This is a genomic window from Pseudomonas sp. TE21394, assembly GCF_054057835.1.
On the sequence record NZ_JBSRZR010000001.1, the window covers coordinates 1,977,848 to 1,998,008 of the forward strand.

General features: G+C 62.9%; 21 protein-coding genes and 1 pseudogene. 7 read left to right on the forward strand and 15 right to left on the reverse strand.

Annotation, left to right across the window (positions count from 1 at the left end):
• Positions 1-6 precede the first annotated feature (6 nt).
• The 5 genes from ACVWZT_RS09175 to ACVWZT_RS09195 form a co-directional block, all read right to left on the reverse strand.
• On the reverse strand, positions 7-738 hold the full coding sequence (locus ACVWZT_RS09175; protein ID WP_296234997.1) for a hypothetical protein: 732 nt from the start codon (positions 736-738) through the stop codon (positions 7-9).
• A 59-nt stretch (positions 739-797) separates the two neighbouring features.
• On the reverse strand, positions 798-1,178 hold the full coding sequence (locus tag ACVWZT_RS09180) for a RidA family protein (RefSeq protein ID WP_085621514.1): 381 nt from the start codon (positions 1,176-1,178) through the stop codon (positions 798-800).
• A gap of 23 nt (positions 1,179-1,201) precedes the next feature.
• Positions 1,202-3,310 carry a bifunctional GTP diphosphokinase/guanosine-3',5'-bis pyrophosphate 3'-pyrophosphohydrolase gene (gene spoT, locus ACVWZT_RS09185; protein WP_457469040.1) on the reverse strand — a complete coding sequence of 703 codons (2,109 nt, stop codon included), beginning with the start codon at positions 3,308-3,310 and terminating at the stop codon, positions 1,202-1,204.
• Between the two features lie 59 nt (positions 3,311-3,369).
• Complete coding sequence (rpoZ, locus tag ACVWZT_RS09190; RefSeq protein ID WP_003253383.1) at positions 3,370-3,633, reverse strand: DNA-directed RNA polymerase subunit omega; 264 nt, start codon at positions 3,631-3,633, stop codon at positions 3,370-3,372.
• Between the two features lie 193 nt (positions 3,634-3,826).
• Positions 3,827-4,699 carry a LysR family transcriptional regulator gene (locus tag ACVWZT_RS09195; RefSeq protein WP_296234998.1) on the reverse strand — a complete coding sequence of 291 codons (873 nt, stop codon included), beginning with the start codon at positions 4,697-4,699 and terminating at the stop codon, positions 3,827-3,829.
• A 245-nt stretch (positions 4,700-4,944) separates the two neighbouring features.
• Between ACVWZT_RS09195 and ACVWZT_RS09200 the strand changes: the two genes are divergently transcribed.
• The 3 genes from ACVWZT_RS09200 (at position 4,945) to ACVWZT_RS09210 (ending at position 8,721) form a co-directional block, all read left to right on the forward strand.
• Positions 4,945-6,288 carry a glutamine synthetase family protein gene (locus tag ACVWZT_RS09200; RefSeq protein WP_457472043.1) on the forward strand — a complete coding sequence of 448 codons (1,344 nt, stop codon included), beginning with the start codon at positions 4,945-4,947 and terminating at the stop codon, positions 6,286-6,288.
• A 4-nt stretch (positions 6,289-6,292) separates the two neighbouring features.
• Complete coding sequence (locus tag ACVWZT_RS09205) at positions 6,293-7,066, forward strand: gamma-glutamyl-gamma-aminobutyrate hydrolase family protein (protein ID WP_457469042.1); 774 nt, start codon at positions 6,293-6,295, stop codon at positions 7,064-7,066.
• Positions 7,067-7,179: 113 nt separating this feature from the next.
• The gene (locus ACVWZT_RS09210; RefSeq protein ID WP_406820389.1) at positions 7,180-8,721 is read left to right on the forward strand and encodes an APC family permease; all 1,542 of its coding nucleotides are present in this window, start codon (positions 7,180-7,182) and stop codon (positions 8,719-8,721) included.
• Between the two features lie 72 nt (positions 8,722-8,793).
• On the opposite strand, the gene gmk is transcribed toward ACVWZT_RS09210, so the two are convergent.
• Positions 8,794-9,414 carry a guanylate kinase gene (gmk, locus tag ACVWZT_RS09215; protein WP_457469044.1) on the reverse strand — a complete coding sequence of 207 codons (621 nt, stop codon included), beginning with the start codon at positions 9,412-9,414 and terminating at the stop codon, positions 8,794-8,796.
• A 13-nt stretch (positions 9,415-9,427) separates the two neighbouring features.
• Positions 9,428-10,291, reverse strand: coding sequence for a YicC/YloC family endoribonuclease (locus ACVWZT_RS09220; RefSeq protein WP_296235003.1), 864 nt, complete (start codon positions 10,289-10,291; stop codon positions 9,428-9,430).
• Between the two features lie 226 nt (positions 10,292-10,517).
• Here ACVWZT_RS09220 and rph point away from each other — a divergent pair, with 226 nt between their 5' ends.
• Together rph and ACVWZT_RS09230 are read left to right on the forward strand one after the other, a co-directional pair.
• Positions 10,518-11,240, forward strand: coding sequence for a ribonuclease PH (gene rph, locus ACVWZT_RS09225; RefSeq protein WP_225779760.1), 723 nt, complete (start codon positions 10,518-10,520; stop codon positions 11,238-11,240).
• Positions 11,241-11,263: 23 nt separating this feature from the next.
• Positions 11,264-11,632 carry a DUF4870 domain-containing protein gene (locus ACVWZT_RS09230; RefSeq protein WP_296235005.1) on the forward strand — a complete coding sequence of 123 codons (369 nt, stop codon included), beginning with the start codon at positions 11,264-11,266 and terminating at the stop codon, positions 11,630-11,632.
• Between the two features lie 33 nt (positions 11,633-11,665).
• Here the strand turns inward: ACVWZT_RS09230 and ACVWZT_RS09235 are convergent, their stop codons facing one another.
• The gene (locus ACVWZT_RS09235) at positions 11,666-12,445 is read right to left on the reverse strand and encodes an exodeoxyribonuclease III (protein ID WP_003253401.1); all 780 of its coding nucleotides are present in this window, start codon (positions 12,443-12,445) and stop codon (positions 11,666-11,668) included.
• An 80-nt stretch (positions 12,446-12,525) separates the two neighbouring features.
• Here ACVWZT_RS09235 and pyrE point away from each other — a divergent pair, with 80 nt between their 5' ends.
• Complete coding sequence (gene pyrE / locus ACVWZT_RS09240; protein WP_170033799.1) at positions 12,526-13,167, forward strand: orotate phosphoribosyltransferase; 642 nt, start codon at positions 12,526-12,528, stop codon at positions 13,165-13,167.
• A gap of 109 nt (positions 13,168-13,276) precedes the next feature.
• On the opposite strand, the gene ACVWZT_RS09245 is transcribed toward pyrE, so the two are convergent.
• The 7 genes and pseudogenes from ACVWZT_RS09245 to coaBC form a co-directional block, all read right to left on the reverse strand.
• Complete coding sequence (locus ACVWZT_RS09245; protein ID WP_296235006.1) at positions 13,277-13,936, reverse strand: DUF799 domain-containing protein; 660 nt, start codon at positions 13,934-13,936, stop codon at positions 13,277-13,279.
• Positions 13,933-14,301, reverse strand: a complete 369-nt coding sequence (locus tag ACVWZT_RS09250; RefSeq protein ID WP_457469046.1) for a DUF4810 domain-containing protein — start codon at positions 14,299-14,301, stop codon at positions 13,933-13,935. The genes ACVWZT_RS09245 and ACVWZT_RS09250 overlap by 4 nt, the downstream gene beginning before the upstream one ends.
• A gap of 26 nt (positions 14,302-14,327) precedes the next feature.
• Positions 14,328-15,008: a CsgG/HfaB family protein gene (locus tag ACVWZT_RS09255; protein ID WP_296235008.1), complete on the reverse strand. Its 681-nt coding sequence runs from the start codon at positions 15,006-15,008 to the stop codon at positions 14,328-14,330.
• A 161-nt stretch (positions 15,009-15,169) separates the two neighbouring features.
• Positions 15,170-16,075, reverse strand: coding sequence for an acetylglutamate kinase (argB, locus tag ACVWZT_RS09260; RefSeq protein ID WP_170033798.1), 906 nt, complete (start codon positions 16,073-16,075; stop codon positions 15,170-15,172).
• Positions 16,076-16,105: 30 nt separating this feature from the next.
• Positions 16,106-17,473 (reverse strand): annotated as a pseudogene (locus ACVWZT_RS09265) (phosphomannomutase/phosphoglucomutase); the annotation flags it as partial.
• 144 nt (positions 17,474-17,617) lie between these two features.
• Positions 17,618-18,073: a dUTP diphosphatase gene (dut, locus tag ACVWZT_RS09270; RefSeq protein ID WP_457469048.1), complete on the reverse strand. Its 456-nt coding sequence runs from the start codon at positions 18,071-18,073 to the stop codon at positions 17,618-17,620.
• 5 nt (positions 18,074-18,078) lie between these two features.
• Complete coding sequence (gene coaBC, locus ACVWZT_RS09275) at positions 18,079-19,290, reverse strand: bifunctional phosphopantothenoylcysteine decarboxylase/phosphopantothenate--cysteine ligase CoaBC (RefSeq protein WP_225779756.1); 1,212 nt, start codon at positions 19,288-19,290, stop codon at positions 18,079-18,081.
• A 128-nt stretch (positions 19,291-19,418) separates the two neighbouring features.
• On the opposite strand from coaBC, the gene radC reads away from it, so the two are divergent.
• On the forward strand, positions 19,419-20,099 hold the full coding sequence (radC, locus tag ACVWZT_RS09280) for a RadC family protein (RefSeq protein WP_296235010.1): 681 nt from the start codon (positions 19,419-19,421) through the stop codon (positions 20,097-20,099).
• Positions 20,100-20,161: the final 62 nt, after the last annotated feature.

Below are 20,161 nucleotides of genomic sequence, written 5' to 3' on the forward strand. Positions count from 1 at the left end.
AGGGGCTCAGTCCTGCTCCAGCAGCCACTGGCGCTTGCCGGCCGCCAACACGGGCATTTCGTCGGGCTGCGCACGGTTCACCGCCTGGAAGATCTCCAGCTTGTCGCCATCGCGCTTGAGGATGAAGGGTGCGCCACGCTGGTTGCGTTCCAGCCACAGGCTGTCATTGCTGCCACCCATGGTGGCGCAATCTCCCGCCAGGCACAGGGCGAAGCGGTCTGGCCCCGGCAGGCCAGTGACGTTGCCGGTATCGCTGAAGCGCACGCTGGCACCTTTGCCCTGGCCGTCGACGATCTTCCAGGTGCCGCCCAGGTAAGCCTGGTACAACGCCTTCTCGAAGCTGCTACCCAGTGGCGCGCTGGCTGCTGCTGGCGCCTTGGCGCGCACGAAGGTCTGCTTGCCGCCGTTCTGATCGATGGCCTGCAATTCGTCGCCATCGAGCGACAGCTGTTCGGTCTGGCCGCCCTGGAAACTGGCCTGCCATTGCTTGTCGTTGGCCCTCAGTTGGCCGTCAGCCGCCTCGAAACCATTGCTGTAGCTGGCCTGCTGGCTGGCGACGTCGAGCTTCCACTCGAACACCGGGCCGTGCTCACTGAGCGCCTGGCGCAGGCTGCCGCTCTTGACGGCCGCGTTGATGGCGTCCTGGTTGATCCAGGTACCGTTGAAGTCTTCGGGTTTGTGGCTTGCGCAGCCGCCCAGAAGCAGGGCTGCCAGCGCGAGAGGCAATGCTTGACGCATGACGGGTAACCTTGCAAAGGAAGGGAGGGTGACGGGCAGGGGCGCCCGTCACCGGGGCATCATTCGATGACCAGGATGGCGTCCATTTCAACCTGGGCGCCTTTTGGTAGCGCGGCAACGCCGATGGCAGCGCGGGCCGGGTACGGCTGCTCGAAGTAGCGGCCCATTACCTCGTTGACCTTGGCAAAGTGGCTCAGGTCGGTGAGGAAGATGTTCAGCTTGACGATGTCCTTGAACGAGCCGCCAGCGGCTTCAGCCACGGCCTTGAGGTTCTCGAAGACCTGCACGGTCTGGGCTTCGAAGCCGTCGACCAGTTCCATGGTCTTCGGGTCCAGCGGGATCTGGCCCGACATGTACACGGTATTGCCGGCCTTGATCGCCTGCGAGTAGGTGCCGATGGCGGCAGGGGCCTTGTCGCTGTTGATGACGGTCTTGCTCATGATGACTCCTTGCGGTTGGCGGACTACGTACGCATGCGGGTTATGCGGACCACACCGGTCAGGGTACGCAGCTTCTTGATCACACGCGCCAGGTGCACGCGGTCGTGCACGCTGACCACCAGTTGGACCACGCTGATACGGCCGTCGCGTTCGTCCATGCTGATTTTCTCGATGTTGCCGTCGGCGGCATTGACGCTGCTGGCCAGCAGCGCGATCAGGCCGCGCTGGTGCTCCAGTTCGACACGCAGCTCGACATTGAACTCACCGGTGATGTCCTTGGCCCAGGAGAGCTGCACGCACTTCTCCGGGTTGTGGCGGATTTCACTGATGTTGCGGCAATTTTCCAGGTGCACGACCATGCCCTTGCCAGCGGAGAGGTGGCCGACGATCGGGTCGCCGGGGATCGGCGTGCAGCACTTGGCGTAGCTCAGCACCAGGCCTTCGGTACCGCGGATTGCCAGCGGGCCTTCCGGCGCTGGCAGTTGTTCGCCTTCCGCCGACAGCAGGCGGCGTGCGACCACGTAGGCCATGCGGTTGCCAAGGCCAATGTCTTCCAGCAGGTCTTCGATCAGCTCCAGGCGGTACTCGGCGAGAATCGCCTGGATGCGCTCCGGCGGAATGCTTTCGAGGCTGCTGTCGAAGCCGGCCAGCACCTTGTTCAGCAGGCGCTCGCCCAGGCTGATGGACTCGGAACGGCGCTGCTGCTTGAGGGCGTGACGGATGTGCGTACGTGCCTTGCCGGTGACCACGAAGTTGAGCCAGGCCGGGTTCGGCCGTGCGCCCGGGGCGCTGACGATTTCCACCGTCGAGCCGCTTTGCAGCGGTTCGGACAACGGTGCCAGGCGGCGGTTGATGCGGCAGGCGATGCAACTGTTGCCGACGTCGGTGTGCACCGCGTAGGCGAAGTCGACGGCCGTGGAGCCTTTGGGCAGCTCCATGATGCGGCCCTTGGGCGTGAACACGTAGACCTCGTCCGGGAACAGGTCGATCTTCACGCTCTCGATGAACTCCAGCGAGTTGCCGGCACGTTGCTGCAGTTCGAGAATCCCCTTGACCCACTGACGCGCTCGCGCGTGGCTGCCCTTGGGCTGCTCGTCGTCGTTGGACTTGTACAACCAGTGTGCGGCGATACCGTTGTTGGCCATCTCTTCCATCTCGCGGGTGCGGATCTGGATTTCGATGGGCACGCCGTGCATGCCGAAAAGCGTGGTGTGCAACGACTGGTAGCCGTTGGCCTTGGGAATCGCGATGTAATCCTTGAAGCGACCGGGCAGCGGCTTGTACAGGTTGTGCACGGCGCCCAGCACGCGGTAACAGGTGTCGACCTTGTCGACGACGATGCGGAAGGCATACACATCCATGATCTCGTTGAAGGCGCGACGCTTGCCGCGCATCTTCTTGTAGATGCCATAGAGGTGTTTCTGCCGGCCACTGACCTCGCCTTCGATGCCGTCGGCGGCCAGGCAATTGGCCAGCGAGTGCTCGATCTTGGCGACGATCTCCTTACGGTTGCCGCGCGCGCTTTTCACCGCCCGGTGAATCAGCGACGAGCGCATCGGGTGCATGGCCTTGAAACCGAGGTCCTCGAATTCCACGCGCACGGTGTGCATGCCCAGGCGGTTGGCGATGGGGGCGTAGATTTCGAGGGTTTCCTTGGCGATGCGCCGGCGCTTTTCGCCCGACAGCACTTCCAGGGTGCGCATGTTGTGCAGGCGGTCGGCCAGCTTGACCAGGATCACGCGGATATCGCGGGCCATGGCCATGGCCATCTTCTGGAAGTTTTCGGCTTGCGCCTCGGCCTTGGTCTCGAAGTTCATCTGGGTCAGCTTGCTGACGCCATCGACCAGTTCGGCCACGGTCTCGCCGAATTGCTGGCTGAGTGCTTCCTTGGCGATGCCAGTGTCTTCGATCACATCGTGCAGCATGGCGGCCATCAGGCTCTGATGGTCCATGTGCATGTCGGCGAGGATGCTGGCCACGGCCAGCGGATGGGTCACGTAGGGCTCGCCGCTACGGCGGCGCTGCCCGTCGTGAGCCTGTTCGGCATAGAAATAGGCACGCCGGACCAGGTTGACCTGTTCGGGGCCAAGGTAGGTCGACAGCCGTTCGGCCAAAGCTTCTATACCCGGCATGGGTTCACCTCCTGCCGAGGAAGAGGGCCTTGCGCCGCGCGACGTCGACCAGGCATCAATCAGACAGCCTCGTTGTTCTCGTCCTCGAACGCGGCGAACACCGGATCCTCGGTGACGATCTCTTCTGCGGCGATGAATTCGTTGGTGACGATGCCTTCGGCGATTTCACGCAGGGCAACAACGGTCGGCTTGTCGTTTTCCCACGCAACGCGTGGCTCTTTGCCGCCGGTCGCCAGCTGGCGAGCGCGCTTGGTCGAGAGCATGACCAGCTCAAAGCGGTTATCCACGTGTTCCAGGCAGTCTTCAACAGTTACGCGGGCCATGGTCTTCCTCAGTAGCAATTGCGGTGGGCGTGCAGCCCGATAATGGGCAGGCGGACTCGATAGTTTAAAAAATCACCAGCCAATAGGGAAGCGCTGTTTTGCCGCGTGGTCATCCCCACCCCCCTTGTGGAAGCGGCTTCAGCCGCGAAAGGGCCAGGACAGACACCCTGGATGCATGACCCTGACGATACCCTCAGAGCATCGCGTCACGCAACCGCGGGGTCAGCTCCTCGAACAGGGTCTGGACCGAGCGCAACGCCCGGCAGTCCGGCCGGGTCAGCAGCCACAGCTGGGTATCGCAGCCGGGCAGCGGTCCGCTCAACGCATCCACCCCGGGCAGTGCATGCACCATGTAATCCGGCAACGCCGCAACGCCCAACCCGGCCGTGACCAGCTGGGCGATGGTCGACATGCCGCTGCACTGATAGCGTGGGCTCAACCCCGGGTGCTGCTGGTTGCGCCACACCACCGTGGGGTGGTCCTGCATCGAATCGTCCGGGGCGATCCATGGCACGCCGGCCGGCGATTCGGCCAGGCGCTCGCGCCACTGCGGCTGGCCGCAGACCACATAGGAAGTAGATCCCAGATTGCGCCCGACCAGGTGCTCCGGCGGCGTGTTGGTCAGGCGCAGGGCAATGTCGGCATCGCGCCGGCTGAGGTTGGCGAAGGTGTTGGACGTGCCCATTTCCAGCGACAGCGCCGGGTAGTTGGGCATGAACTCGGCCAGCGCCGGCAGCAGCAGGCTGTGCATCACCGCTTCGGTGCAAGTCAGCCGTACCGTACCACTCACCACCTGCTCGCCACTGGTCATGGCAATACGCGCCGCCTCCAGCGCCTGCTCGGCGCGTTCGGCCTGCTCGGCCAGGGCCTGGGCAGTATCGGTCGGCAGGTAGCCCTTGCGGCTCTTGACGAACAGGGCCGTGCCCAGCGCCGACTCCAGCCGGCGGATCGAGCGGAACACTGTCGAGACATCGACCTTTAGCAGCTCGGCAGCCTTGGCCAGTGAGCGACCACGTTCCAGCGCCAGGACCAGGGAAAGGTCGGCATGGGTAATCTGATATTGCATTGGTGCACGCTCTGCTTGCCGGATTGCCAATGTCTGTTGCGTTTTGGCCATTTTATAGTGAATCGGCCCCCGGGAATCAATGCGCCCGGTCGGGTAACCAATCCCCACGATGGGAAAGTGAAAAGAACAACAGCTGCAACCATCGTCGCCCCTGAGGCGCCAGCCGTATCCCCACATCGCCGCAGCAAATCATAGGATGTACAGCCATGACGTCGGTAATCCCGTGCGCCAGTTCTTCCAGCGAGATGAGTGACTTCCTCCAGGCCCATCCGGATACGCAGTACGTCGACCTGCTGATTTCCGACATGAACGGCGTGGTACGTGGCAAGCGCATCGAGCGGGCCAGCCTGCACAAGGTGTACGAGAAGGGTATCAACCTGCCCGCGTCGCTGTTTGCCCTGGATATCAACGGCTCCACCGTCGAGAGCACCGGGCTTGGCCTGGATATCGGCGATGCCGACCGCATCTGCTACCCGATCCCTGGCACCCTCTCCAACGAGCCCTGGCAGAAGCGCCCGACCGCCCAGCTGCTGATGACCATGCACGAGCTCGAAGGCGAACCATTCTTCGCCGACCCGCGCGAGGTGCTGCGCCAGGTGGTGAGCCGGTTCGACGACCTGGGCCTGGATATCTGCGCCGCGTTCGAGCTGGAGTTCTACCTGATCGATCAGGACAACCTCAACGGTCGCCCGCAGCCGCCGCGCTCGCCTATTTCGGGCAAGCGTCCGCAGTCGACCCAGGTGTACCTGATCGACGACCTCGACGAATACGCCGACTGCCTGCAGGACATGCTCGAAGCAGCCAAGGAACAAGGCCTGCCCGCCGACGCCATCGTCAAGGAAAGCGCCCCGGCGCAGTTCGAAGTCAACCTGCACCATGTGGCTGATCCGCTGAAGGCCTGCGACTACGCGATCCTGCTCAAGCGCCTGATCAAGAACGTGGCCTACGACCATGAAATGGACACCACCTTCATGGCCAAGCCCTACCCGGGCCAGGCCGGCAACGGCCTGCACGTGCACATTTCGTTGCTGGACAGGAAGACCGGCAAGAACATCTTTGCCAGCGATGACCCGCTGCAAAGCGCTGCGCTGCGCCATGCCATCGGCGGCGTGCTGGAGACCATGCCAGCGTCGATGGCCTTCCTCTGCCCGAACATCAACTCCTACCGCCGTTTCGGCGCGCAGTTCTACGTACCCAATGCGCCAAGCTGGGGCCTGGACAACCGCACCGTGGCCGTGCGCGTGCCCACCGACAGCAGCGACAATGTCCGCCTCGAGCACCGCGTGGCCGGAGCTGACGCCAACCCCTACCTGATGCTCGCGGCGATCCTCGCCGGTGTACACCACGGCCTGACCAACCAGGTTGAGCCGGGTCAGCCGATCGAAGGCAACTCCTACGAGCAGCTGGAGCAGAGCCTGCCGAACAACCTGCGCGACGCCCTGCGCGCGCTGGATGACAGCGAAGTGCTCAACCAATACATCAGCCCGGACTACATCGATATCTTCGTGGCCTGCAAGGAAAGCGAACTGGCCGAATTCGAAGTGTCGATCTCCGACCTCGAGTACAACTGGTACCTGCACACGGTGTAAGCCCATGAGCGCAAATGCGGTCCCCTTGATCGGTGTCAGCGCCTGCCGCCAGCAGGTGGGGAAGAACCCGTCGCACACGGTGGGCGACAAGTATGTCGAGGCGGCCGGCTTTGCTGGCCTGCCGCTGATCCTGCCGGCGCGTGACGGTGGCAGCGACACGCAGGCGCTGCTGGCCCGTCTGGACGGCATCGTCTTTACCGGCTCGCCTTCAAATATCGAACCACATCATTACAATGGCGCCCCCAGCGCGGCCGGTACCCGGCACGATCTGGCACGCGATCGCCTGACCCTGCCACTGCTGCAGGCGGCCATCGCTGCCGGGGTGCCGGTGTTCTGCATCTGTCGTGGTTTTCAGGAATTGAACGTGGCCCTGGGTGGCAGCCTGCACCAACGCGTGCAGGAGCTGCCCGGTTACCAGGACCACCGCGAACCCGAGGACGCAGCTCTGGAAGTGCAATATGGCCCTCGCCACCCCGTCGGCATCGAGCCTGGTGGGTTGTTCGAGCGCCTGGGCCTGGCTGCGCAGTTCGAGGTCAACTCGCTGCACAGCCAGGGCATCGACCGCCTGGCCCCTGGCCTGCGCGTCGAGGCACGGGCCCCGGATGGCCTGATCGAAGCGGTATCCATGCCTGCGGCGCCGGGCTTTGTCCTTGGCGTGCAATGGCACCCGGAATGGCGATTTACCGAAAACCCGGTCTCGCTGCGTCTGTTCCAGGCGTTTCGCGAGGCTTGCATTGCCTACGCAGCACGGGAGGGCGCACGGCAGAAGGCATTCTGACGTTACCCGAAGGTCTCGGATGACTGGTTCCCGGCAGCAAGCTTTCAATGAGTGAAAGCGGGCCTTGTGCGCAAGGCCAGTGAAAACAATTCCAAAATATACGGCAAATACTCATGAGCGATTACACAGAAGCCGGCCGCCCACCCGACGTGGCGACCGACGCGGGCAATACCCAGCGCAGCAAAGGCCTGGCCAAAGGCCGGCTGGGCTTGCTGGCCAGCGTGGTACTGGGCATTTCGACCATCGCCCCGGTCTATACCCTGACCGGCGCACTTGGCCCCACCGTGCGCGAGGTCGGTGCCCACCTGCCAGCGGTGTTCATCGTCGGCTTCCTGCCGATGCTGCTGGTCGCCCTCGGCTACCGCGAGCTGAACTCGGCCGAGCCGGACAGCGGTACATCATTTACCTGGTCGGCGCGTGCCTTCGGCCCGATGATCGGCTGGATCGGAGGTTGGGGGTTAGTAGTCGCCACCACTATCGTGCTGTCGAACCTGGCGGGCGTGGCCGTCGACTTCTTCTACCTGTTCCTCGGCCAGATCACCGGCCACCACGAGCTGGCGGCACTGGCCGACAATCTGTTGATCAACGTGGTGACCTGTTGCGTGTTCATTGCCCTGGCGGTGTGGATCTGCTGTCGGGGCATCGCCACCACCATGACCGTGCAGTACGGCTTGGTGGCGCTGCAGTTGGTGGTGCTGATCGGCTTTGCCTTTGCCGCCTTCGACGGTGCCACCGCGCCGCCGCCGCTGGAATTCGATTTCGCCTGGTTCAACCCGTTCGGTGTCGAGTCGTTCTCGGCCTTCGCCGCCGGGCTGTCGCTGTCGATCTTCATCTTTTGGGGGTGGGACACCTGCCTGACCGTCAGCGAAGAGTCGGTTGGCAGTGAAGAGGTGCCAGGCAAAGCGGCCACCTGGACGGTGATGTTGATTCTCGGCCTGTACCTGTTCACTGCGATCGCCACCCTTCAGTTTGCCGGGATCAGCGAGTCTGGCCTGGGCCTGAACAACCCGCGCATTCAGGAAAACGTGTTCGCTCACCTGGCCGGGCCGGTCATGGGGCCACTGGCGATCCTGATGTCCATTGCCGTGCTGGCCAGTACCGCAGCCTCGCTGCAGTCGACCTTCGTAGCGCCCGCGCGCACGCTGTTGGCCATGGGCTACTACGGTGCGGTGCCGCAAAAGTTCGCCAGCGTCTGCCCGCGCTCGCAAACCCCGCGCTACGCCACGATCTGCGCCGGCCTGGCTGCGGGCCTGTTCTACGTGACCATGCGTACCCTGAGCGAGAACGTGCTGGCGGATACCATTACCGCCCTGGGCATGATGATCTGCTTCTATTATTCGCTGACCGCATTCGCCTGCGTCTGGTATTTCCGCGACAGTCTGTTCGACAGCCTGCGCCACTTCATCATGCGTGGCCTGTGCCCGTTGGTGGGTGGGGTGATACTGTCGGTGATCTTCGTGCGTACCGCCATCGACAGCGCTTCGCCAGACTTCGGCAGTGGCTCGCATGTGGGCGGACTGGGGTTGGTATTCGTGATCGCCGCGATCATTTCGGTGCTCGGCATCGGGCTGATGATGCTGTCGCGCATGCGCGCCCCGGCGTATTTCCTCGGGGCTACCCTGCGTCAGCAGGCTACCTTGCCACTGCAGGAATAAGCAAAGAGCCGCGTTACGGCCCAATCGCCGGCAAGCTGGCGATTGGGCTACAAAGCAGCCCCGCGCGGTCTGTCAGGAGAGCAGCTCTTTGAGCAGCCCGCTGTTGCGCTGTTGCTGTTTCTTCAGCAGCAGGCGATTGGAGCGGAACACTGCCTTCAGATCCTCCAGCGCTACGTCGAAATCATCGTTGATGATCACGTAATCATATTCGTCGTAGTGCACCATCTCGCTGACCGCTTCCTTCATGCGCCCGACAATGATCTCTTCACTGTCCTGCCCGCGACCGTCCAGGCGCTGGCGCAAGGCCTGCTGGCTCGGCGGCAGGATGAATACCGACAACGCCTGCGGCATCAGCTTGCGTACCTGCTGGGCGCCTTGCCAGTCGATTTCCAGGATCAGGTCGTAACCCTGGTCCAGCGTTTGCTGCAGCGCACTGCGCGAGGTGCCGTAGAAGTTGCCGAACACCTCGGCGTGCTCAAGGAAGTCGCCTTGCGCGATCAGGGCCTTGAATTCCTCGTGAACGACGAAGTGATAGTTCACCCCGTGCTGCTCGCCCGGGCGCATGGCACGGGTGGTGTGCGAGACCGAGACGCGGATCTGCGGGTCGTCCTTGGTCAGGGCGGTGACCAGGCTGGTCTTGCCGGCGCCCGAAGGGGCCGAAACGATGTAGAGGGTGCCGCTGCTGTGGTTCATGGTCGGGGTGGCCTTACTCGATGTTCTGTACTTGTTCACGCATCTGTTCGATCAATACCTTCAGGTTGACCGCCGCTTGCGTGCTGCGTGGGTCGAAGGCCTTGGAGCCGAGGGTGTTGGCCTCGCGGTTGAGTTCCTGCATCAGGAAGTCCAGGCGCCGGCCGGCGGCGCCGCCACCCTTGAGTACCCGACGCACCTCGGTAACGTGGGTGCTCAGGCGGTCGAGTTCTTCGGCCACGTCGCTTTTCTGGGCCAGCAGTACCAGTTCCTGCTCCAGGCGCTGCGGATCAAGTTCGGCCTGAATGTCGCCAAAGCGGTCGAGGATCTTCTGCCGCTGTGCTGCCAGCATCTGCGGTACCAGGGCGCGCAGGGTGGTGACCTCACTGGCCATCTGGTCCAGGCGTTCGTTGATCAGCCGGGCCAGCTCCTGGCCTTCACGCTGGCGCCCGGCCTTGAGCTCGACCAGCGCCTCGTCGAAGAGGGCCATGGCTTCGGCATTAAGGGCTTGCGGGTCGCTGGCGTCGGCCACCAGCACGCCCGGCCACGACAACACTTCCAGCGGGTTCAGCGGTGCCGGTTGCTTGATCAGGCCGGCCACCTCCTCGGCGGCGGCGACCAGTTGCGCGGCGCGTTCGCGGTCGACCTTCAGCGGTTTGCCATTGCTGTCTTCGTTGAGGCGCAAGGTACATTCTACCTTGCCCCGCGACAGGCCCTGGCGCAGGCCTTCACGCACGCCGCCTTCAAGGTCGCGCAGGGCTTCGGGCAGGCGCAGGTGCGGCTCCAGGTAACGGTGGTTGACCGAGCGCAGCTCCCAGACCAGGGTGCCCTGGCTGCCGGCGCGCTCGACACGAGCAAAAGCGGTCATGCTGTGCACCATGGGAGTACCTCGCGTAGATGAATGAACGGTGGGAGCCTCTCGGCTGCAAGGTGCAGGATTGTAGCGCAGTGGCGTCTTGGCGCCCAATCCACCATCTTACCGAGGGCCAGCTGTGGCAGTAGGAAAAGGCGACGGAGAGCGCTGCGCACGACAATAGGCATGTCCTCCCCGGGCCATGGGCTCTATAATGCTCGGCAGATTCAAAGTCCCAGTACAGGTATCCCAGATGAAACGTCCAAGTGGTCGCGCCGCCGATCAGCTCCGCTCGATCCGCATCACCCGCAACTACACCAAGCACGCCGAAGGGTCGGTACTGGTCGAGTTCGGTGACACCAAGGTCATCTGCACGGTCAGCGTGGAAAACGGTGTCCCACGCTTCCTCAAGGGCCAGGGCCAGGGCTGGCTGACCGCCGAGTACGGCATGCTGCCGCGTTCCACCGGGGAGCGTAACCAGCGCGAAGCCAGCCGTGGCAAGCAGGGTGGCCGCACCCTGGAAATCCAGCGCCTGATCGGCCGTTCGCTGCGCGCCGCGCTGGACATGAGCAAGCTCGGCGACATCACCCTGTACATCGACTGCGACGTGATTCAGGCCGATGGCGGTACCCGCACTGCATCCATCACCGGTGCCATGGTCGCCCTGTGCGATGCGCTGGCAGTGATCAAGAAGCGCGGCGGCCTGAAGGCCGGTAACCCGCTGAAGCACATGATCGCCGCCGTATCGGTGGGCATGTACCAGGGCGAAGCCGTGCTCGACCTGGACTACCTGGAAGACTCTGCCGCCGAAACCGACCTGAACGTGGTGATGACCAGCGCCGGTGGTTTCATCGAAGTGCAGGGCACCGCTGAAGGTGCGCCATTCCAGCCCGAAGACTTCAATGCCATGCTGGCCCTGGCACAGAAGGGCATGGCGGAAATCTTCGAGCTGCAACAGGCCGCACTGGCCGACTGAATCCAGCCAGGGAGGTGCGGGGCATGAGCGATTCCAACGTGTCGATCACCCCGCCCAATGCCGAGGTCCGGCAATGGGCGATGTTCTGTCACCTTTCTGCGCTGCTGGGCCTGGTGGTGCCGCTCGGGCACCTGCTGGGCCCGCTGGTGCTGTGGCACCTCAAGCGCGAGCAAGACCCATTCATCGATGCCCAGGGCAAGGAGGCGCTGAACTTCCAGATCAGCGTGACCATTGCCGGGTTCATCTGCTTCCTGCTGATGTTCGTGTTCATTGGGCTGATGCTGTTCGCCATGCTGATGGTCGCGGTGCTGGTGCTGATCATCATTGCGGCGGTGCGGGCCAATGAAGGCAAGCCGTATCGCTACCCAATGATCTGGCGACCGATCAAATAGCAATTGGGGCCGCAATGCGGCCCCAATCGGCTTTTAGATGGTCAACGTCCAGTCATAGTCGACAATCAGCGGCGCATGCTGGGAGAAGCGCGGCTGACGCGGCAGGCGGGCGTTGCGCACGAAGCGGCGCAGGCCCGGCGTGAGGATCTGGTAGTCGAACCGGTAGCCCAGGTTGAGCATCTCGGCCTGCTCGTTGTCTGGCCACCAGCTGTACTGGTCGCCTTCACGGCTGACTTCGCGCAGGGCATCGACGTAACCCATCTCGCCGGTGATCGCATCCATCCAGGCGCGTTCCGGTGCCAGGAAGCCCGGCGATTGCTGGCTGTCACGCCAGTTCTTGATGTCGAGCTTCTGCTGCGCCACGTAGAACGAGCCGCAGTAGATATATTCACGACGCTTGCGACGCTGCTTGTCCAGGTACTTGGCGAAGTCGTCCATCAACTTGAACTTCTGGTTCAAGTCCTCGTCGCCGTTCATGCCTGAAGGCAGCAGCAGGCTGGCAATACTGACTTTGTCGAAATCTGCTTGCAGGTAACGCCCGTAGCGGTCGGCTGTCTCGAAGCCCAGGCCGGTGATGACTGCCTTGGGCTGCATTCGCGAATACAGGGCCACACCACCTTGGGCAGGCACCTCCGCGTCGCAGGCATAAAGGAAATAGCCATCGAGCTGGAAAGCTGGGTCATCGAGTTCAAAGGCCGAGGCGCGGGTATCCTGAAGGCAGATGACGTCGGCATTCTGGGCTTGCAGCCAGCTGAGCAAACCACGCTCGGCCGCAGCCTGAATGCCATTTACGTTCACACTGATGATCCGCATAAATGGCCCCAAAAATCTCGTGCGTGTATGATACCCGAGCTCAACCCATTTAGCTAAATCCGTGGTGTCCGGGACTATCCATGCAGCCGTATCAGCGCGACTTCATCCGTTTTGCCATCGATCGCGGGGTACTGCGTTTCGGTGAGTTCACCCTGAAATCGGGGCGTACCAGCCCGTATTTCTTCAATGCCGGCCTGTTCAACAGCGGTTCTGCCTTGGCTCAGCTGGGCCGTTGCTATGCGGCGGCCATCGTCGACAGCAAGATCCCGTTCGACGTGCTGTTCGGCCCGGCCTACAAGGGTATCCCGCTGGCGGCGGCGACTGCTGTAGCCCTGGCCGAGCAGCACCAGCTCGACGTGCCATGGTGCTTCAACCGCAAGGAAGCCAAGGACCACGGCGAAGGCGGCAGCCTGGTTGGCGCGCCGTTGGCCGGTGAAGTGCTGATCATCGACGACGTGATCACTGCCGGTACGGCTATCCGTGAAGTCATGCAGATCATCAACGCCCAGCAGGCCAAGGCCGCCGGCGTGTTGATTGCGTTGAATCGTGAAGAACGCGGCAATGGCGAACTGTCGGCGATCCAGGAAGTGGAGCGTGATTTCGGTATCCCGGTCGTCAGCATCGTTTCGCTGACCCAGGTGCTGGAATTCCTCGCCGATGACCCGCAGCTGAAGCAGCACCTGCCAGCTGTCGAGGCCTACCGGGCGCAATACGGGATCTGATCCTGGCCTGGAAATGAAAAAGGCGACCTTCGCGTGTAGGTCGCCTTTTTTGTGTCATCTGTGCGGGTTATGCGCGGGCATGCCCACGAGGAACCGGCACAGGCAGCAGTCAGTCAGTGCCGTACTTGGGCGAACGCGGCCCGTAGAGAATGCCGCCGTTCGGATGTGGCGTCAGCAGGCGTGCGCTGGTCATGCCGGCGATGGGGTAGCCGGCATCTTCCTGCACGCTGCTGACGATCTGGTTGACTGCCGCAACGATCAACATGCCGACCAGGCCACCCTGGTTCTGCTGATTCTCCTGGCTGGAAGCCGTGGCGCTGCCAGTCCACAACGTGGTGCCGGTCTTCAGGTCGACCAGCTTGGCATTGGCCGTGACGATAGTCGCACTGCTCAGCACCATGTAACGGGTACCGTAGTCCGATACGGTCACATACAGCGCGGCATCGGCGCCGAAGATCTCACGCAGTTTGGGCATTGGCAGCTGGTGGATGTCGGCCGGCGTGGTCAGGCCGTTCTGGCGGAAAGTCTCGTCCACCAGCGCCACGGGCATCACGTAGTAGCCTGCCTCGGCCAGCGGGTAGGTGACCTGCGACAACATGCTGTAGGTCGCCTTCACATCCGGCGACTCGTTCAGTGGCGGGAGAATCAGGATCGACTTCGGCCGGCTCTGCTTGTAGGCCGAATAGTCGATGGTCTTGCGCTCGGCGCAGCCAGCGAACAGGGCCAGCACGCAAGCGGCGGTGATCAGTTGGCTCAGGCGCTTGATCATTGCTTGGCCCCCTTGCTCGCGTTGTTCATCAGGAAGTCCATGTACGTCGCCGATTCCGGGAACAGCGCCTTTTCGGTGCGGAACTGCTGGATCATCTGGTCATCCTTGCCGAGGCTGGAATACAGCAGGCCCAGCTGCGCATGGTAGCCGGGTGGTACGGCGCCGTTCTTGGCCTTGATCTTTTCCAGGTCGCGCTCCAGCGCGGTGACCTGTTCCTCTTTCGAATCGCCTTTGAGGTAGCCATACACCTGGGGTTGGTAGCTTTCCCACTGGTACAGCGGTTTGGGCGCGATGCAGCCGGCCAGCAGGATGCTGCCCAGCACCAGGCCGGCGCAGCTGCGCACGGCCGAGAGGGTGATGCTCATGTAGGAGTCCTTCCTGGAAGAGTCTGTTACTGGGCCTTCGGATTCCACTGACCGCTTTCGACGGCGTTCACCAGCTTGTTGACGGCTTCGCGCATGGCCAGGTCGAGTACCTTGCCGTTGAGCGTGGAGTCATAGCTGGCGGTGCCGCCAAAGCCGATGATCTCGCGGTTGGACAGGGCGTATTCACCGGCACCCTGGCTGGAGTAGACGACTTCCGAGGTGCTGATGTTGACGATGTTCAGCGCCACCTTGGCGTAGGCGATCTGGGTCTTGCCGCGGCCGAGAATGCCGAACAGCTGGTGATCGCCAACCTCTTTGCGGCCGAACTCGGTAACGTCGCCAGTGACCACGAAGTCGGCACCTTTCAGGCGCTGGGCCTGGCCCTTGATTGCGGCTTCCTGCTGGATCTCGCCCATGTTGTCGCGATCGAGTACGTTGAAGCGGTTGGTTTGCTGCAGGTGGGTGATGAGGATCGTCTTGGCCTGGCCGCCGAGGCGGTCGACGCCATCGGAAAAGATGCCGCGCATGTAGCTGGAACGGTTGTCGAACTTGCCGACCGCGATCGGTGCGCGCACACCGCTGTAGGGGCGGCTGACGCTTTCAACCTGTTGCACGGCAACAGCGGTGGATGTTTCGGTGGCGCAGCCGGCGAGGGACCCGACAGCCAGGGCGGCTGCCAGCACGAGTCCTTGTGATGCGTATTTCACGCAGTTTCTCCAGAAAAGATCAAAGTTGTAGCGAGGCAGCAGTTTGCCAGTATTTGCGGCAAAAAGCATCGCCGGCAAGCCCGCTCCCAGGCTCTGCACCAACCGGGGTCAGTGCAATAGCGGTGGGAGCCGGCTTGCCGGCGATAGGGCGTTGCAGGCTGTCAGCGTGGCTTGCGGTTAGTGATCAGGGTACCCACGCCGCTGTCGGTGAAGATCTCCAGCAGCACCGCATTCGGCACACGACCGTCGATGATGTGCGAGCTGTTCACGCCGCCCTGCACCGCATCCAGCGCGCATTTGATCTTCGGCAGCATGCCACCGTAGATGGTGCCGTCGGCGATCAGTTCGTTGACCTGCTCGGTGGTCAGGCCGGTCAGTACCTGGCCCTGCTTGTCCATCAGGCCAGCAATATTGGTCAGCAGCATCAGCTTCTCGGCCTTCAGCGCCTCGGCCACCTTGCCCGCCACCAGGTCGGCGTTGATGTTGTACGACTCACCGTCGGCGCCCACACCGATTGGCGCGATCACCGGGATGAAGTCACCCTTGACCAGCATGTTCAGCAGGTCGGTGTTCACACTCACCACCTCACCCACATGACCGATGTCGATGATTTCCGGGGTGGTCATCTCTGGCGTCTTGCGGCTGACGGTCAACTTGCGGGCGCGGATCAGCTCCGCATCCTTGCCGGTCAGGCCGATGGCGCTGCCGCCGTGGCGGTTGATCAGGTTGACGATGTCCTTGTTGACCTGGCCACCCAGTACCATTTCCACCACATCCATGGTCGCCGCGTCGGTGACACGCATGCCGTCGATGAAATGGCTTTCGATCGACAGGCGCTTGAGCAGGTCGCCGATCTGCGGGCCGCCACCGTGGACCACCACCGGGTTGATGCCTACCGCCTTCATCAGCACGATGTCACGGGCGAAGCCGGTCTTGAGCTCCTCGCTCTCCATCGCGTTGCCGCCGTACTTGATCACCAGGGTCTTGCCGACAAAGCGGCGAATGTAAGGCAGTGCTTCGGACAAAACCTCGGCTACATGGGAAGCGGCATCGCGATCGAGGGTCATGCAGGGCTCCTGTAAGGAACAGATAGTCGGTCAGAACGGCAGTTGCAGCTCAGGCTCTACCCGCAGCAACTGGGTACGGAAAACATCCTTGATACGTTGCAATTCGGCGTCGCTGTCGGCCTCGAAGCGCAGCACCAGCACCGGGGTGGTGTTGGAGGCGCGAACCAGGCCCCAGCCGTGGGCGTAATCCACCCGCACACCGTCGATGGTGGTCAGGTTGGCTTCGCCCCAGTCGGCGTCGCGTTGCAGTGCATCAATGATGCTGAATTTACCCTCGTCGGTCACATCAATATTGATTTCCGGCGTGGAAATATCGTTCGGGAAGGCGGCGAACAGGTTTTCGGCACTCTGCCCGGCCTTGCTGAGGATCTCCAGCAGTCGCGCGGCGCTGTAGATGCCGTCATCGAAACCGTACCAGCGTTCCTTGATGAAGATGTGACCGCTCATCTCGCCTGCCAGCAGCGAGCCGGTCTGTTTCATCTTCTTCTTGATCAGCGAATGGCCGGTTTTCCACATCAGTGCGCGGCCGCCGTGCTGTTTGATCAGCGGGGTCAGGCGGCGGGTGCATTTGACGTCGAAGATGATCTCGGCACCGGGATTGCGCGACAGCACGTCCTGGGCAAACAGCATCAGCAGACGATCGGGGTAGACGATGCTGCCGGTGTTGGTCACCACGCCGACACGGTCGCCGTCACCGTCAAAGGCCAGGCCGATGTCGGCGCCGGTTTCCTTGACCTTGGCGATCAGGTCTTCGAGGTTTTCCGGCTTGCCCGGGTCCGGGTGGTGGTTGGGGAAGTTGCCGTCGACCTCGCAGAACAGCGGGATCACCTCGCAGCCCAGGGCCTCGATCAATTGCGGGGCGATCACGCCAGCGGCACCGTTGCCGCAATCCACCACCACCTTGAGCTTTTTCGCCAGCTTCACGTCATCGACAATCTGCTTGAAGTAACGATCAAGGATCTCGACTTTTTCCACGCGGCCATCGGCGCGGCTCAGGTTGTTGGTTTTCAGGCGCGTCAGCAGGGCCTGGATCTGTTCGTTGGCCAGGGTGTCGCCAGCAATGACGATCTTGAAACCGTTGTAGTCCGACGGGTTGTGGCTGCCGGTGAGCATCACCCCGGACTTGCCCGCCAGCACATTGGCCGCGTAATACAGGGCCGGGGTGGGCACCAGGCCGACATCACTGACGTGGCAACCGGCGTCGGCCAGGCCCCTGATCAGCTCTTCGACCAGCATCGGGCCGGACAGGCGGCCGTCGCGGCCGACCGAAACCTGCGGTTCGCCCTGGGCCAGGCTCTGTGCGCCGATGGCGCGGCCGATCCAGTAGGCGGTTTCGGCGTGAAGGGTCTTGCCGACCACGCCGCGGATGTCATACGCGCGGAAAATGCTGTCTGGCAGTGCGGCGGGTACCAGGTGGGCCATGTCGTTCATCTCTGGAAGCTCCATTAGTCAAAGGCTTACTGGGCAGGCGCAAACTGAACGCTTGGACGGTAGTTTTGCCAGAGAGTTCGCCATCCTTGGCCTGAACGGTCACCTGTCGGCTCAGTGGCTGCCAGAGTGGCCGAAACCGCCAGCACCGCGCTGGCTTTCATCGAACGCTTCGACGATGTCGAAATGGGCCTGTACCACCGGTACCAGCACCAGTTGGGCGATACGTTCGCCCACCGCTATGGTGAATGGGGTGTCGCCACGGTTCCAGCACGACACCATCAGCTCGCCCTGGTAGTCCGAGTCGATCAGGCCGACCAGGTTGCCGAGCACGATGCCGTGCTTATGGCCCAGGCCCGAGCGCGGCAGGATCACCGCCGCCAGGCCCGGGTCGCCGATGTAGATCGACAGGCCGGTCGGAATCAGCAGGGTCTGGCCTGGCTCGATGACGGTGTCTTGCTTGAGCAGGGCGCGCAGGTCGAGGCCGGCGGAGCCGGGGGTGGCGTAGGTTGGCAGCGGGAATTCGCTGCCCAGGCGTGGGTCGAGGATCTTGGCTTGAAGAGCGTGCATGTAACTTATTGAACCTGATTGAGCCGTTCGGCGATGAAGGCGACCAGTTGCCGGGCAATCTTGCCCTTGCTGGTCTGCGCGAAGAGGGTCTGGTGCTGCTGGCGGTCGATCACGGTCAAGGCGTTTTCCTCGCTGTTGAAGCCGATGCTGGGGTTGGCCACATCATTGGCGACGATCAGGTCGAGATTCTTGTCCTTGAGCTTGCGCGTAGCGTAATCGAGCAAGTGTTCGGTTTCGGCAGCGAAGCCGACGCTGAACGGGCGGTCGGCACGGCCGGCGAGGGTGGCAAGGATATCGGGATTGCGCACCATCTGCAGCAGCATGCCGTCGCCGGTCGTAGGATCCTTCTTGAGTTTTTGTGTGGCAACGACTTCAGGGCGGTAGTCCGCAACCGCCGCCGAGGCGATGAACAGGTCGCACGGCATGGCTGCTTCACAGGCGGCGAGCATGTCCCGCGCGCTGACCACGTCGATGCGGCTGACCCGGTCGGGGGTTGCCAGGTGCACCGGGCCGGTGACGAGGGTGACCCGGGCCCCGGCTTCCGCAGCCGCTTCGGCCAGGGCGAAGCCCATCTTGCCGGAGCTATGATTGGTGATGTAGCGCACCGGGTCGATGTTTTCCTGGGTCGGGCCGGCGGTGATCAGCACGTGTTTGCCGGTCAATGCCTGGCGCTTGAAGCTTTCCGCGGCGCACCAGGCCAGGTCGGTGGCTTCGAGCATGCGGCCCAGGCCCACATCGCCACAGGCCTGGCTGCCGGACGCCGGACCGAATACCTGAATGCCGCGGCTCTTGAGCAGCTCGAGGTTGGCCTGGGTGGCCGGGTCGCGCCACATGGCCTGGTTCATGGCCGGCGCCACGGCGACGGTGGCGTCGGTCGCCAGCACCAGGGTGGTCAGCAGGTCATCGGCCATGCCCTGGGCCATGCGCGCCATGAGGTCGGCGGTAGCCGGGGCGATGAGTACCAGGTCGGCCCACTTGGCCAGTTCGATATGGCCCATGGCCGCTTCGGCCGCCGGGTCGAGCAGGTCCATGTGCACCGGGTGGCCTGACAGCGCCTGCAGGGTCAGCGGGGTGATGAACTCTGCACCACCACGGGTCATGACGACGCGCACCTGCGCGCCGTGCTCCAGGAGTCGGCGAATCAGTTCGGCGCTTTTGTAGGCGGCAATGCCGCCACCTACGCCGAGAACGATGCGCTTGCGATACAGCCGCTGCATAGGCTTGCCTTTTTCCAGTGAGAGCGGGCGACGACGTTTGGGAATGCCTGCGGCAGAACGTCGCATGTACGAGGCGAAATAGATTAACACAGGGCCGAAATCGGCCGCAGCAAGGGTAACGGGACGGGATGAATATCAGGGAGTGGCCGGCTGAAGAGCGGCCGAGGGAGAAATTGTTGCAGCGCGGGGCGGGGAGCCTGACAGATACAGAGTTGCTGGCTGTCTTTCTCGGCTCGGGCGTGCGCGGGCGCAATGTCGTGGAGCTGTCGCGAGGGTTGCTGGTGAAGTTCGGTAGCTTGCGCCAATTGCTGGAGGCTGATCGTGAGGCTTTCGTGGGCGAGCTTGGACTTGGCCCGGTGAGGTACAGCCAGTTGCAGGCGTTGCTCGAGATCGGGCGCAGGCACCTTGCAACTTCGATCGAACGTGAGTCTGCCATGGACAGCCCGGAAACGGTGCGGCGCTATTTGAAAGCCATGCTGCGACATGAGGCCAGTGAGGTGTTCGGCTGCCTGTTTCTCGATACCAGGCACAGGCCATTGGCGTTCGAGATCCTGTTCCGGGGCACGATCGACCGGGCCAGTGTCTACCCGCGAGAGGTGGTACGGCGTGCCTTGCTGCATAACGCGGCGGCATTGATCCTTTGCCATAACCATCCTTCGGGCAACAGTGAGCCGAGCCAGGACGATGTGCATCTGACCCTGTCGTTGAAGCGCGGGCTGGCGTTGATCGATGTGCGGGTGCTGGACCACATCATCATTGGCGACGGTGAGCCGCTTTCGATGGTCGAGCATGGGTGGATTGTGGCCTGAGGCAAGCTGGTAGTCTTGTGGCTACCAGCGCCGACCCCGTCGCGGGGTTATCCGCGAAGGGG

Excerpts from the sequence above, each read along its gene's own strand:
- ACVWZT_RS09175 (WP_296234997.1), bottom strand. The coding sequence starts at position 738 with ATGCGTCAAGCATTGCCTCTCGCGCTGGCAGCCCTGCTTCTGGGCGGC.
- ACVWZT_RS09180 (WP_085621514.1), bottom strand. The coding sequence starts at position 1,178 with ATGAGCAAGACCGTCATCAACAGCGACAAGGCCCCTGCCGCCATCGGC.
- spoT (WP_457469040.1), bottom strand. The coding sequence starts at position 3,310 with ATGCCGGGTATAGAAGCTTTGGCCGAACGGCTGTCGACCTACCTTGGC.
- rpoZ (WP_003253383.1), bottom strand. The coding sequence starts at position 3,633 with ATGGCCCGCGTAACTGTTGAAGACTGCCTGGAACACGTGGATAACCGC.
- ACVWZT_RS09195 (WP_296234998.1), bottom strand. The coding sequence starts at position 4,699 with ATGCAATATCAGATTACCCATGCCGACCTTTCCCTGGTCCTGGCGCTG.
- ACVWZT_RS09200 (WP_457472043.1), top strand. The coding sequence starts at position 4,945 with ATGAGTGACTTCCTCCAGGCCCATCCGGATACGCAGTACGTCGACCTG.
- ACVWZT_RS09205 (WP_457469042.1), top strand. The coding sequence starts at position 6,293 with ATGAGCGCAAATGCGGTCCCCTTGATCGGTGTCAGCGCCTGCCGCCAG.
- ACVWZT_RS09210 (WP_406820389.1), top strand. The coding sequence starts at position 7,180 with ATGAGCGATTACACAGAAGCCGGCCGCCCACCCGACGTGGCGACCGAC.
- gmk (WP_457469044.1), bottom strand. The coding sequence starts at position 9,414 with ATGAACCACAGCAGCGGCACCCTCTACATCGTTTCGGCCCCTTCGGGC.
- ACVWZT_RS09220 (WP_296235003.1), bottom strand. The coding sequence starts at position 10,291 with ATGGTGCACAGCATGACCGCTTTTGCTCGTGTCGAGCGCGCCGGCAGC.
- rph (WP_225779760.1), top strand. The coding sequence starts at position 10,518 with ATGAAACGTCCAAGTGGTCGCGCCGCCGATCAGCTCCGCTCGATCCGC.
- ACVWZT_RS09230 (WP_296235005.1), top strand. The coding sequence starts at position 11,264 with ATGAGCGATTCCAACGTGTCGATCACCCCGCCCAATGCCGAGGTCCGG.
- ACVWZT_RS09235 (WP_003253401.1), bottom strand. The coding sequence starts at position 12,445 with ATGCGGATCATCAGTGTGAACGTAAATGGCATTCAGGCTGCGGCCGAG.
- pyrE (WP_170033799.1), top strand. The coding sequence starts at position 12,526 with ATGCAGCCGTATCAGCGCGACTTCATCCGTTTTGCCATCGATCGCGGG.
- ACVWZT_RS09245 (WP_296235006.1), bottom strand. The coding sequence starts at position 13,936 with ATGATCAAGCGCCTGAGCCAACTGATCACCGCCGCTTGCGTGCTGGCC.
- ACVWZT_RS09250 (WP_457469046.1), bottom strand. The coding sequence starts at position 14,301 with ATGAGCATCACCCTCTCGGCCGTGCGCAGCTGCGCCGGCCTGGTGCTG.
- argB (WP_170033798.1), bottom strand. The coding sequence starts at position 16,075 with ATGACCCTCGATCGCGATGCCGCTTCCCATGTAGCCGAGGTTTTGTCC.
- dut (WP_457469048.1), bottom strand. The coding sequence starts at position 18,073 with ATGCACGCTCTTCAAGCCAAGATCCTCGACCCACGCCTGGGCAGCGAA.
- coaBC (WP_225779756.1), bottom strand. The coding sequence starts at position 19,290 with ATGCAGCGGCTGTATCGCAAGCGCATCGTTCTCGGCGTAGGTGGCGGC.
- radC (WP_296235010.1), top strand. The coding sequence starts at position 19,419 with ATGAATATCAGGGAGTGGCCGGCTGAAGAGCGGCCGAGGGAGAAATTG.